This window comes from Streptomyces polyrhachis (assembly GCF_042663125.1).
Classification (GTDB): domain Bacteria; phylum Actinomycetota; class Actinomycetes; order Streptomycetales; family Streptomycetaceae; genus Streptomyces; species Streptomyces polyrhachii.
In genome coordinates, this window is record NZ_JBHSZO010000034.1 from 24,888 (window position 1) to 37,184 (window position 12,297).

The window sequence follows — 12,297 nt, forward strand, 5'->3', positions numbered from 1 at the left end:
CGCCCGCTAGCGTCCGCGGCCCGTCCGCCCGGAGCCCCCGTGCCCCGGGCCGGACCGCAACTGCCCCCGGACGACTGGAGCACGATGCCTCCCGCGCATGGCAGCAGTACCGCAACCGCCCCCGTTCCCGCGGACGGGACCCGCACCGCAGTGCGGCAGCAGGCCCGTGCCGAACGTGCCGCGCGTGACAGCCGGCGCCGCCGGCGCGTCACCCGCCTGCTGCCGCAGGCCCTCGTCGTGGCCACGCTGGCAGGCGGCACCTCCGCCTTCGTCGCCGACGGCAAGCGCGTCACCCTGGAGGTCGACGGGAAGCCGCGCACCGTCTACACGCACGTCGACACCGTCGCCGAGCTGCTGGAGGCGGACGGCGTCGACACCGGCGCCCGCGACGAGGTCCGCCCGGCCCCCCACGCCGAACTGCGCCACGGCGACGAGATCACCGTCCGCCACGCGCGCCCGCTGGTCCTCACCGTCGACGGCCGCCGCCGCACCGTGTGGACCACCGCCCGCACCGTCGACGAGGCCCTCAGCCGGCTGATGCGCGAACGCGCCGAGGGGGCGTACGTCTCCGCCTCGCGCTCCTCCGCCATCGGCCGCGACGGGCTGAAGCTGGACGTCCACACCGAACGCGACGCCGTGCTGGTCGTCGCCGGCGAGGAGCGCCGCCTGCGCACCCGCGCGGCCACCGTCGCCGAGCTGCTGCGGCAGGCGGGCGTGCGCCTGGGCGGCGAGGACACCGTCTCGCGCCCGCTGGGCTCCTTCCCCCGCGACGGGATGCGCGTCGAGGTCGAGCGGGTACGCACCCGCGAGGGCACCCGGATCGAGGCCGTCCCCTACGAGGTGGTCACCCGCCGCGACCCCTCCCTGGCCGACGGCACCCGGGTGGTGGAGCAGGCCGGACGCGAGGGCGCGCGGCGCATCACGTACCGCACCCGCACGGTGACCGGCGAGAGCGTCCGCCGCAGCCACGAGCGCCTGGACGTACGGATCCTGCGCGCCGCCCGGCCGCAGATCGTCCGCGTCGGCACCAGGCCCAGCGCCCCCGCCGCCGCGCCGGCCGGAGCCGTCCCCGGGACAGGCGGCCTGAACTGGGCCTCCCTCGCCGCCTGCGAGTCCGGCGGCCGGCCCGGCGCCACCGACGCGACGGGGACGTACGGCGGCCTCTACCAGTTCGACCTGCGCACCTGGCAGGGCGTCGGCGGCAGCGGCCGGCCCCAGGACGCCTCCGCCGCCGAGCAGACCTACCGGGCCCAGAAGCTCTACCAGCAGCGGGGGGCGGCGCCGTGGCCGGTCTGCGGCCGTAATCTGTACGGGTGAGTTCACCTGCCACCGACGGCCCCCTGCTGGGCCCCGCCGACATCCGCGAGCTGGCCGCCGCGCTGGGCGTACGTCCCACCAAGCAGCGCGGCCAGAACTTCGTCATCGACGCCAACACGGTGCGGCGCATCGTGCGCACCGCCGGCGTCCGCCCCGAGGACGTGGTGGTGGAGGTCGGCCCCGGGCTCGGCTCGCTCACCCTCGCGCTGCTGGAGGCGGCGCGGGCGGTGACGGCGGTGGAGATCGACGACGTGCTGGCGGCGGCCCTCCCCGCGACGGTCGCCGCCCGCCTGCCGGCGAAGGCCGACGCCTTCGAGCTGGTCCACGCGGACGCCATGCGGGTGACCGAGCTGCCCGGGCCGGCGCCGACCGCGCTGGTGGCGAACCTGCCGTACAACGTCGCCGTGCCCGTGCTGCTGCACATGCTGGCGGCCTTCCCCACCATCGAGCGCACGCTGGTGATGGTGCAGGCGGAGGTCGCCGACCGCCTCGCCGCGCCGCCCGGCTCGAAGGTCTACGGGGTGCCGTCGGTGAAGGCCGCCTGGTACGCCGACGTCAGGCGCGCCGGGTCGATCGGGCGCAACGTCTTCTGGCCGGCGCCCAACGTCGACTCCGGCCTGGTCTCCCTCGTACGCCGCGAACCGCCGAAGACCACCGCCGCGAAGAAGGAGGTCTTCGCGGTGGTCGACGCGGCCTTCGCGCAGCGCCGCAAGACCCTGCGCTCGGCGCTGTCGGGCTGGGCGGGCTCGCCCGCCGCCGCCGAGGCGGCGCTCGTCGCGGCGGGCGTCTCGCCGCAGGCGCGGGGCGAGGCGCTGACGGTGGAGGACTTCGCGCGGATCGCGGAGCACGGGCCGGCCCGGGACTGATCGTCAGGAACCCGGTGCGCCGCGGGGCGCCACCTGGTGGACTGGGGGCCGCCCGGTCAGGTGTACCCGGCGTGTCGCGGGGCAGTCACCGAGGGTGGGTGCCCGAAGCGGACGCCGTCCGCACTGTCCCGCGGAACGCTCCTTTTGCGCACCTCGTGACGAAGTTCCGTGCTCTGGCGGGGATTTCGGTGTTCCGGGAGGCTTCCGGCGGGTAAGGCGGTACGTTCCGGGGGCAGGACCCCGGAGGGGTGCCGGGTGGTCGGGGAGGACGCGTCGGCGGCGCGCGGGGCGGGGTCGGCGGCTGCTGGACTGGGGGAGGGGACGCTCATGGCTGTCCGGCTGATCGTGGTCGACGACCACCGGCTGCTCGCGGAGGCGCTGGCCTCCGCGCTGAAGCTGCGCGGGCACCGGGTGCTGGCCGCGACGGCGCCGGCGGCGGGCGCGGCGGAGCTGGTGATCAGCCGCTCTCCCGAGGTCTGCCTGCTGGGTACGGCCGCGCCCGCGGCGCCGGGGGCCTTCGACCCGGTGGCGCGGATCAAGCGGGAGCGTCCGCAGATCGCGGTGGTGGTGCTGGGGCCGGTGCCCTCCCCGCGCGGTATCGCGGCGGCGTTCGCGGCGGGCGCCTCGGGCTACGTACGGCACGACGAGCGCATCGAGGGCGTCGAGCGGGCCATGGTCAAGGCCCGCGCGGGCGAGGCGGCGGTGGCGCCGCAGCTGCTGCGGGGCGCCTTCGCGGAGCTGCTCAACCCGGCCGCCGCTCCGGACGACGAGGGGGCGCGGCTGCTGGAGATGCTCACGCCGCGCGAGGTGGAGGTGCTGGTACGGGTGGCGGAGGGCGACGACACCCGGCTGATCGCCGCCGGGATGGGCATCGCGCCGTCCACGGCCCGCACCCACGTCCAGCGGGTGCTGATGAAACTGGGGGTCGGCTCGCGCCTGGAGGCGGCGGCCCTCGCGGCACGTACGGGCCTGCTGGAGCGGGCAGTTGTCCCGGTAGGAGCACCGGGGCAGCGGGTGTGAGGTCGGGTACGCCGGACGCGGGGCGCGGCCTGTCGGTGGGCGATGGTAAAACGTTAGAGGCTGTTGCCGAACCCCCGTCGTCCGCGCGAAGCGCGGGCGCAGCGGCGGTCGGTGCGTGCTCTCGGCGTGCGCCGTCGCAGGTCATGAATGGGGCATCCCCTGCTCGAACGAAGTTGAGAGCTTGGGGAAGGAGCCACCTGTCCTGCGACGGGGTGCGGCGAGAGTGCGCACCGGGCGTCGGGGCGCAGACGGGGGTTCGGCAACAGCCTCTAAGGGCCTGTCCGGAGTTTCCTGACAGGCCCCAGATCCAGCTGACCGCCGACCGGGGGGAATCGTGACGGGACCTCAGCCGCCCCACCAGCCGCCGCCCGGCGGGGGGTTCGGGCCGCCGCCGTATGCCGGGCCCACGCCCGGTCCGCCCTCCGGTTTGCCCGCGTTCGGTACGCCGCCGGGCGTCCTGCCGCAGGGCTCCTTCCCCGCGCCGGCCGCCGCGCCCCTCCGCGAGCCCTTCGAGCAGGGGGCGCCCCGGGGGCGCTCGGCCCGGGAGCGGGCGGCGATCCTCGTCAGCCTCGTCCTCGCCGTGCTCCTCGTCGCCGGCTCGGGCGCCACCGCCTGGTATCTCACCGCGGACGAAGCGCCCGCCGGCCCCGCCGCCGGGCGGACCGCCGAGGCGGACGCCAAGCCCGCCTCCGTCAAGGGCGGCCAGCTCATCGGCACGCGCCAGCCCGACCTCGGCGGCGACAGCACGCTCGGGGCGCACGGCCTGTGGGTGACGGAGCGGATCGTCGCCAAGGGCGAGCCCTACGCGGTGGCCGGCTACGACAGCGTCAGCGGCGCGGAGAAGTGGCGGCTGAAGCTCCCCGGCGAGATCTGCGCGGCCGCGCCGCACGCCAGTGCGGACGGCAGGACGGCCGTCGCCTTCCGCGAGCGCAGGCCGAAGCACAAGAGCGACTATCCGCCCTGCTCCCAGGTCGCCCTCATCGACCTGGGCACCGGCCGCAAGCTGTGGCAGGACGCCGGGACGGACGGCGACCAGCCGCTCAACCTCGACCAGGTCACCGTCGGCGGCGGCGCGGTCGCGGCCGGCGGTACGGGCGGCGCCATCGCCTGGAGGCTCTCCGGCGGCGAGCCGCTCTGGCAGTCCCAGCCCGGTGCCAACTGCAGCGAGGACGGCTTCGCGGGCGGGGCGGCGCTGATCGCCGTCGTGCGCTGCGGGGACTACAGCAAGCCGCAGCTGCGGGTGGAGAAGGTCGACATCAACACCAAGCAGCCGGTGTGGAGTTACCGCCTGCCCAACGGCACGCGCTACGCACAGGTGCTCTCCACCGAGCCGACGGTCATCGGCCTCACCCTGGGCGAGGCGTCCCGCACCACGGACCTCCTCAGCCTCGACGGCCAGGGGCGGCTGCGCGCCCGGATCTCCCTGGGCACCGCCGCCCACTCCAGCGACGCCACCCAGTACGAGCCCCACTGCAGCTTCGACCCGATCGAGTCCTGCCGGACCTTCGCCGTGGACGACTCGCACGTCTACCTGCCCTCGGCCGAGCACAACTCCCCCACCGGCGACGGCAGGACCAACGAGATCGTCGCCTTCGACCTGGGGACGGGCAGGGCGGGTGCCAAGTACGACGCGGGGAACGGCCGCACCATCCTGCCGCTGCGGACGGCGGGCGGGAAGCTGCTGGCCTATCTGACGCCGACGTACAAGGAGTCCGGCAGCGTGGTGGCCATCGACACCACCGACGGCAGCCGTGAGGTCTGGCTGCGCCTGCCCGACTCCCAGAAGGACATCGCCAATCAGCTCAGCCCCGAGCGCGACCAGGCGATCTTCGCCTACGGGCGGCTCTACATGGGCAGCAGCCGGATATCCACCCGCTCCTACAGCGGCCCGGAGCGCTACCTGCTCCTCGCTTACGGCAGCGACTGACCGCAGCAACTGATCGCAGCGACTGACCGCAGCGCCCGGACAGGCCCTACGACGACAGCGTCACCGGCTCGCTCAGGTCCACCGGGCCCACCCCGGCCTTGCGGGCCAGTGCCACGGCCGCCAGCGTGGAGTGCACGCCGAGTTTGCCCAGCACGTTCTGCATGTGGGTGCGCACGGTGTGCGGGGAGAGGTAGAGCCGCTCGGCGACCGCCTTGCGGCCCAGCCCGGCGACCATGCAGCGCAGCACCTCGCGCTCGCGCGGCGTGAGGGACTCGACCAGCTCCTCGCTCTCCGTGCGATGCCGGCGGGCCGCCGTCAACTCGCGCAGGACGCCCGTGAGAAGCGCCGGCGGCAGATGCGTCTCGTCGCGCAGCACCCCGCGGATCACCGCGAGCAGCCGCTGCAGCGAGCAGTCCTTGGCGACCCAGCCCGAGGCCCCGGCCTGCAGCGCGGCGGCGGCCCGGCGCGGGTCGTCCCGCCCGGCGAGCACCACGATCCGCGTCCCCGGATGGTCCGCGCGGGCCTGCGCGACCAGGGAGATCCCGGGCAGCGGGCCGCCACCCTGAGCGGGCACGCCGGACGCCGGGGCAGCCGGTCCCGAAGCACCCTGCCCCGCCGCCCCGTTGAACGGAGCGCCCGGCTGCTCGCCGCTGCCGGGCGAGGTCTCGCGTGTCTCGGCGTCGGCCAGCAGCACGTCGAAGCGCCGCCCCTCCGCCGCCGCCCGGTGCAGCATGCGCAGCGCCGCCTGGCCGCTGCCCACGGCCATCACGTCGATATCGGACTCGGCCGCGAGCGCGGCGGCCAGGGACTCGGCGAAGATGCGGTGATCGTCCACCACCAGTACACGGATACGGGCCACGGAGGTCCACCCCCAGTTCGGCAACGAGCGTCTCGGTGAAGCGCGACGCCCGGGCCGCCGGAGACCGTGTGCCTGCCGGCCGCCGCCGACAGGCCGGGTCGGCCCTGACGGGACTCCGGCACCCGGGCGTCGCACCTCACTGTCTCGCCCCCTGATCAGCACCGGCCCCCACCGGCGCTGTGATTTCAGCGTAGGGCCGTTGCCGCCGTTGGGAAGCCCATTGCCGAAAACTCCGGCACGGAATGCGCTGTCATGGATACATCCGGTGCGCTCCGGCCCCCGCCACCGCCTCGAAGACGCGCGGCGGGCGCAGGCCCTCCGCCTCGAACGCCTTCTCCACCGCCGCGCGCACCGCCGGCGCCTGCGGGGCCTGCGCCAGGACGATCGCCGAGCCGCCGAAGCCGCCGCCCGTCATCCGCGCCCCCAGCGCCCCGGCCGCCGTCGCCGACTCCACCACCAGGTCCAACTCCGGGCAGGAGACCGCGAAATCGTCCCGCAGGGAGGCGTGCCCGGCCAGCAGCAGCGGCCCGAGCTCCCGTACGCGGCCGCTCTCCAGCAGCTCGACGGCCTGCGCCACCCGCCGGTTCTCGGTGACGACGTGGCGCACCCTGGCCCGTACCACCGGATCGGCGATCCGGGCGAGCGCGGCGTCCAACTCCCCGTAGGGCACGTCCCGCAGCGCCGGGACGCCCAGCAGCCGGGCGCCCTCCTCGCAGGCCGCCCGGCGCTCGGCGTAGGCGCCGTCGCCCAGGGAGTGCTGCACGCGGGTGTCCACGACCAGCAGCGCCAGCTCCTCGGCCGCCGGGTCGAAGGGGACGTGGCGGCGGCTCAGATCGCGGGTGTCGAGGTGCAGGACGTGCCCGGCGGTGCAGCAGGCGGAGGCCGTCTGGTCCATGATCCCGCAGGGCACGCCGACGAAGTCGTTCTCGGCGGTCCGGCTCAGCCGCGCCAGCTGCTCACCGCTCTGCCCGAGCCCGTACAGCCCGTCCAGCGCGCAGGCGGTGGCCACCTCCAGCGCGGCGGAGGAGGACAGTCCCGCCCCCGTGGGCACGTCGCTCACGACGTGCAGGTCGGCCCCGCCGACCGGCAGCCCCGCCTCGCGCAGCGCCCAGGCCACCCCGGCCGGATACGCGGCCCAGCCGTCGCCCCCGTCACCGGGGGTCCCCGGCGCCAGCTCCTCGACACGCAGTTCGACCACGCCGCCCGCCACCCCCGCCGAGTGCAGCCGCAGCACCCCGTCGTCGCGGCGGCGGGCGGCGGCCAGGGTGCGGTGCGGGAGGGCGAGCGGCAGTACGAAACCGTCGTTGTAGTCGGTGTGCTCCCCGATCAGGTTGACCCGGCCGGGCGCCGCCCACACCCCGTCGGGCCCGGCCCCGTAGACCTCGCGGAAGCCCGCCGCGGCCCGTGCGGCATCGCCCTCAGGGCTCTCAGGGCTCTCAGGGCCCTCCCACCCGCTCATCCGGCGACCCTGCTCTTGCGCGCGAACTCCCAGGCGTCCGCGATGATCCCGCCCAGGTCGGTGCGGCGCGGCTCCCACCCCAGCCGCTCGCGCGCGGCCTGCGCGGAGGCCACCAGCACCGCCGGGTCGCCGCCGCGCCGGGGCGCCGTGACGGCCGGGACCGGGTGCCCGGTGACCTCGCGGGCGGCGTCGACGACCTCGCGGACGGAGAAGCCGTTGCCGTTGCCGAGGTTGCAGACCAGGTGCTCGCCGGGGACGGCCGCGTCCAGGGCGAGCAGGTGCGCCTCGGCCAGGTCGGCGACGTGGATGTAGTCGCGCACGCAGGTGCCGTCGGGCGTCGGGTAGTCGTCCCCGTAGACCGAGATCGCCTCGCGCTCGCCCAGCGCCACCCGCAGCACCAGCGGGATGAGGTGCGACTCGGGGTCGTGGCGCTCGCCCTGCGGGCCGTAGGCGCCGGCGACGTTGAAGTACCGCAGCGAGACCGCCGCCAGCCCGTGCGCCGCGCACTCGCCGGCGATCATCTGGTCGACGGCCAGCTTGGAGGCGCCGTAGGGGTTGGTCGGGACGGTCGCCGCGTCCTCCGTGATCGGCACCGAGACCGGCTCCCCGTAGACGGCGGCCGTGGAGGAGAACACCAGCCTGCCCACGCCCGCCTCGCGCATCGCCGCCAGCAGCTCGATGCTGCCGCCGACGTTGTTGCGCCAGTACTTCCCCGGGTCCGTCACCGACTCGCCGACCTGCGAGCAGGCCGCGAAGTGCAGCACACCGTCGTACGAGCCGTCCAGGTAGCGCGCCGCGTCCTGCACGCGCCCCTCGACGAACTCCGCGCCGGCCGGCACCCCGTCGCGGAAGCCCGTCGAGAGGTCGTCCAGCACGGTCACCGTGTGCCCGGCCTCCAGCAGCCGCGCCGCGACCACCCCGCCGACATAGCCCGCCCCACCGGTCACCAGGTACTTCATGCAGACGCCACCTCTCGAAGCCGTGCGGCCGCCTGCTCCGGCGGCACATCGTTGACGAAAACATCCATCGCGGACTCAGAGCCTGCCAGATACTTCAGCTTCGCCGCGGTCCGCCGGACGGTGAACAGCTCCAGGTGCAGGGCGAACTCCCCGCGCCGCACGTCGTGTACGGGCGCCTGGTGCCAGGCGGCGACGTACGGGGTGGGGGGCTGCCCGGCGCCCTCGTCGAAGATCCGGTCGAAGCGCCGCAGCAGCTCCAGGTAGACGGCCGGGAACTCCTCGCGCGCCTTGTCGTCCAGCTCCGTCAGGTCGGCCGCGCGCTGCCTGGGGTAGAGGTGCACCTCGTACGGCCAGTGCGCGGCGTGCGGGACGAACGCCGTCCAGTGCGCGGTGTCCAGCACGATCCGCGAGCCGTCGGCGCGCTCGGCGGCCAGCAGCTCGCCGAAGAGGTTGGCGCCCGGGTGCGCCGCGCCGTACGCCGCCACCGAGTCCAGCATCCGCGCGGTGCGCGGGGTGGTGAAGGGGTAGGCGTAGATCTGCCCGTGCGGGTGGCCGAGGGTCACGCCGATCTCCTCGCCCCGGTTCTCGAAGCAGAAGACCTGCTCCACCCCGGGCAGCCGCGACAGCTCCGCCGTGCGGTCCGTCCACGCCGCCAGCACCAGCGCCGCCCGCTCCTCGCTGAGGTCGGCGAAGGAGGTGTGGTGGTCGGAGGTGAAGCAGACGACCTCGCAGCGCCCGGCCCCCGGCATCCGGGGCAGCAGGGCGCCCCCGTCGCCGGAGAGGCCGGCGGGGGCGCCGGTCAGGGAGGGGAAGCGGTTCTCGAAGACGGCGACCTCGTAGTCCGCCGCCGGGATCTCGCTGAGGCGGCCCTCGCGGGAGGGGCACAGCGGGCACTCGTCGGCGGGCGGCAGATGGGTGCGGCCCTGGCGGTGCGAGGCGATGACGACCCACTCGCGCAGCAGCGGGTCGAAGCGGGCCTGGGAGGAGGTGGCCGCCGGCGGGAGGGAGCGCCGGTCCACGGCGTCGCGGACCGGCGCTCCCTCGCCGGCGTCGTAGTAGATCAGTTCGCGGCCGTCGGCCAGCCGTACGGAGGTCTTCTTCACCGACGCCTCTTCCCGGGGTTCGCACAGATTCCAACACAATCAACCACAGGTCAACAGGCGGGTCAACGCCCGCCGCCCGCCCCGCGATTCACCGCGACCCGGGGCCGGGCTACTCCACCCGAGGGCAAATCCCTCATACAAGACATTTTATAAGGCAGCCTTCCGCCATGACCCCCCTTGCGGCCGAAGGACTGCGTCTGCCCGTCAACGGGCTCGACTACCTGATCCTCGTCATCTACTTCCTGGTCGTGCTCGGCATCGGCTTCATGGCCCGCCGCAGCGTGAAGACCAGCCTCGACTTCTTCCTCTCCGGACGCTCGCTGCCGGCCTGGATCACGGGCCTGGCGTTCATCGCGGCCAACCTGGGCGCGACGGAGATCCTGGGCATGGCGGCCAACGGCGCCCAGTACGGCGTCTACACCGTCAACTGGTACTGGATCGGCGCCATCCCCGCCATGGTCTTCCTCGGCCTGGTGATGATGCCGTTCTACTACGGCTCCAAGGTCCGCTCGGTGCCGGAGTTCCTGCTGCACCGCTTCGGCCCCTCCTCGCACCTGCTCAGCTCCCTCATCTTCGCCGTCTCCGCGGTGCTGATCGCGGGCGTGAACCTCTACGCGATGGCGATCGTCCTGGAGGCGCTGCTCGGCTGGCAGCAGTGGGTCGCCATCGTGGTCGCCGGCTTCTTCGTCCTGGCGTACATCACCCTGGGCGGCCTGTCCTCGGCCATCTACAACGAGGTGCTGCAGTTCTTCGTCATCCTCGCCGCGCTGATCCCGCTCACCGTGCTGGGCATGAAGCACGTCGGCGGCTGGAGCGGCCTCAGCGACAAGATCACCGGGGCCAAGGGCGACGACTTCCTCACCGCCTGGGGCGGCACCGGCATCGGCGACCCCAACCCGCTGGGCGCCAACTGGCTGACGATCGTGCTGGGTCTGGGCTTCGTGATGAGCTTCGGCTACTGGACGACGAACTTCGCCGAGGTGCAGCGCGCCCTCTCCGCCAAGAACCTCTCCGCCGCCCAGCGCACCCCGCTGATCGCCGCGTACCCGAAGATCTTCATCCCCGCGATCGTGGTCCTCCCCGGCCTGATCGCCCTGGTCATGGAGCCCGACCTGGGCAAGGAGGGCAGCGGCCTGGACTACAACGACGCCATCCCGGTCCTGATGCGCGACCTGCTGCCCAACGGCGTGCTGGGCATCGCGGTCACCGGCCTGCTGGCGGCGTTCATGGCGGGGATGGCGGCGAACGTCTCGTCCTTCAACGTCGTCTTCACCAACGACATCTGGCGCCCCTACCTCAAGCCCGGCCAGAGCGACGCGCACTACCTGCTGGTCGGCCGCTGGACCACCGTGGTCGGCGTGGTCATCGGAATGGGGACGGCGTTCATCGCCTCCACCTTCAGCAACATCATGAACTACCTGCAGACCCTCTTCAGCTTCTTCAACGTGCCGCTGTTCTGCGTCTTCATCATCGGCATGTTCTGGAAGCGGATGACCCCGCAGGCCGGCTTCTGGGGCCTGCTGGCGGGCACGGTCGCGGCGATGCTCAACTACTTCGTCTTCTACAAGCAGGACATCATCTCCATCCCCTCCGACCAGGGCGCGAACTTCGTCTCCTCGATCGTCGCCTTCGTCGCCGGCGCGGTGGTGATCGGGCTGGTCTCGATGGCCACCAGGCCCAAGCCCGTCAGCGAGCTGCAGGGCCTGGTGTACGGGACCGTCTCGCCGGGGATGGCCGAGCCGCCCGCGCACGGCGACAACGCCTGGTACCGCAAGCCGGCGCTGCTGGGCTGGGGCGCGGTGATCCTGGCGGGGCTCTGCTACATCCCGTTCTCCTGACGCAGCCGCCGTACGCGACGCCCGTACGCCCCCCGCACGCGACGCCCGTACGAGAACCGTGTAAGAGCCCCCGAACCGCCAGGGAGACCCCATGACCCCCGACAAGCCCCACCGCCCCAAGAGCGACGCGGCGGCCCTCGCCCACGAGATCGAGGAACTGGAGGCCCAATCCGCCTCCGCCGCCCGCCTCTTCGACATCCGCCGCATCATCGGCGCCCTCTTCGTCGTCTACGGGATCATCGTCACCGCGATGGGCATCGACCCCACCGACGCGGAGCTGGCCAAGGCCCAGGACGTCAACATCAACCTCTGGACGGGCCTGGCGATGCTGGCCCTGGGCGCCGTCTTCCTGCTCTGGCAGTGGCTGCGCCCGGTGGTCCCGCCGACGGCACAGGAACTGGCGGCGGCGGCCGAGCGCCCGGACGCGCACTGAGCCGACCGCCTCAGACCACGTCCGAGGCGGCCGGGGCGCCGAGTTCGAGGGCGCGGTGGACGTAGGGGAGGTGGTCGGGGATCGTCATGACGCCGATGTGCTCGCCCGCACTGGTGACGTACTGGAGGGCGATCCCCTGCTGGGGCACCGACCGCCCGTCGCCCGCGGTCCGGTGCCGCACCCCCTGGAGCCGCATTCCGGCCGGGAGGCCCGGCGCCCCGCCGGACCCCCGGGGCTCCCACTCCCACGACCAGTCGGCCGCCAGGCGCAGCCGGCCCTTGACCCAGGGCCCCCCTTCGCGGGCGGCGTAGCAGACCAGCTCCAGCGACCGCCCGCCGACGAAGAACGCGGCGACCCGCGCGGCCCGCCGCCGGACCAGGAAGCCCCCCAGGCAGCTGCCCGCGAGGAACCCGACAATCAGAAGAATGATCACTGGCATGGGCGTGAGCATAGAGGAGGCCCGCCAACAGCCGGATGGGCCACCGGCGTTGCCGCCTGCGCGGCCGGGTCTCCTGC

Annotated in this window: 11 protein-coding genes; 6 read left to right on the forward strand and 5 right to left on the reverse strand. The window is 74.0% G+C overall.

What is annotated here, in order from left to right; genetic code table 11:
* Positions 1-150: 150 nt before the first annotated feature.
* From ACFQLX_RS20050 to ACFQLX_RS20065, 4 genes are all read left to right on the forward strand, one after another.
* Positions 151-1,317, forward strand: coding sequence for a ubiquitin-like domain-containing protein (locus tag ACFQLX_RS20050; protein ID WP_386417099.1), 1,167 nt, complete (start codon positions 151-153; stop codon positions 1,315-1,317).
* Positions 1,314-2,183 (forward strand): 16S rRNA (adenine(1518)-N(6)/adenine(1519)-N(6))-dimethyltransferase RsmA, encoded by an 870-nt coding sequence (rsmA, locus tag ACFQLX_RS20055; RefSeq protein ID WP_386417101.1) that lies wholly within the window; start codon positions 1,314-1,316, stop codon positions 2,181-2,183. The genes ACFQLX_RS20050 and rsmA overlap by 4 nt, the downstream gene beginning before the upstream one ends.
* A gap of 327 nt (positions 2,184-2,510) precedes the next feature.
* The gene (locus ACFQLX_RS20060; RefSeq protein WP_386417103.1) at positions 2,511-3,203 is read left to right on the forward strand and encodes a helix-turn-helix transcriptional regulator; all 693 of its coding nucleotides are present in this window, start codon (positions 2,511-2,513) and stop codon (positions 3,201-3,203) included.
* A gap of 427 nt (positions 3,204-3,630) precedes the next feature.
* Positions 3,631-5,130 (forward strand): outer membrane protein assembly factor BamB family protein, encoded by a 1,500-nt coding sequence (locus ACFQLX_RS20065; protein WP_386417105.1) that lies wholly within the window; start codon positions 3,631-3,633, stop codon positions 5,128-5,130.
* Positions 5,131-5,176: 46 nt separating this feature from the next.
* Here the strand turns inward: ACFQLX_RS20065 and ACFQLX_RS20070 are convergent, their stop codons facing one another.
* The 4 genes from ACFQLX_RS20070 to galT all read right to left on the reverse strand — a co-directional run bounded on the left by ACFQLX_RS20070 (position 5,177) and on the right by galT (position 9,510).
* Positions 5,177-5,989: a response regulator transcription factor gene (locus tag ACFQLX_RS20070; protein ID WP_386417106.1), complete on the reverse strand. Its 813-nt coding sequence runs from the start codon at positions 5,987-5,989 to the stop codon at positions 5,177-5,179.
* A gap of 250 nt (positions 5,990-6,239) precedes the next feature.
* Positions 6,240-7,448 carry a galactokinase gene (galK, locus tag ACFQLX_RS20075; protein ID WP_386417107.1) on the reverse strand — a complete coding sequence of 403 codons (1,209 nt, stop codon included), beginning with the start codon at positions 7,446-7,448 and terminating at the stop codon, positions 6,240-6,242.
* The gene (galE, locus tag ACFQLX_RS20080) at positions 7,445-8,407 is read right to left on the reverse strand and encodes a UDP-glucose 4-epimerase GalE (protein WP_386417109.1); all 963 of its coding nucleotides are present in this window, start codon (positions 8,405-8,407) and stop codon (positions 7,445-7,447) included. The genes galK and galE overlap by 4 nt, the downstream gene beginning before the upstream one ends.
* The gene (gene galT, locus ACFQLX_RS20085) at positions 8,404-9,510 is read right to left on the reverse strand and encodes a galactose-1-phosphate uridylyltransferase (RefSeq protein ID WP_386417110.1); all 1,107 of its coding nucleotides are present in this window, start codon (positions 9,508-9,510) and stop codon (positions 8,404-8,406) included. Before galT ends, galE begins: the two co-directional genes overlap by 4 nt.
* A gap of 167 nt (positions 9,511-9,677) precedes the next feature.
* Here galT and ACFQLX_RS20090 point away from each other — a divergent pair, with 167 nt between their 5' ends.
* Both ACFQLX_RS20090 and ACFQLX_RS20095 read left to right on the forward strand, forming a co-directional pair.
* A complete protein-coding gene (locus ACFQLX_RS20090; protein WP_386417112.1) occupies positions 9,678-11,348 on the forward strand; it encodes a sodium:solute symporter family protein in 1,671 nt (556 codons plus the stop codon).
* A gap of 91 nt (positions 11,349-11,439) precedes the next feature.
* Positions 11,440-11,781: a hypothetical protein gene (locus tag ACFQLX_RS20095; protein ID WP_386417114.1), complete on the forward strand. Its 342-nt coding sequence runs from the start codon at positions 11,440-11,442 to the stop codon at positions 11,779-11,781.
* Positions 11,782-11,791: 10 nt separating this feature from the next.
* On the opposite strand, the gene ACFQLX_RS20100 is transcribed toward ACFQLX_RS20095, so the two are convergent.
* On the reverse strand, positions 11,792-12,220 hold the full coding sequence (locus ACFQLX_RS20100) for a hypothetical protein (protein ID WP_386417116.1): 429 nt from the start codon (positions 12,218-12,220) through the stop codon (positions 11,792-11,794).
* Positions 12,221-12,297 lie beyond the last annotated feature (77 nt).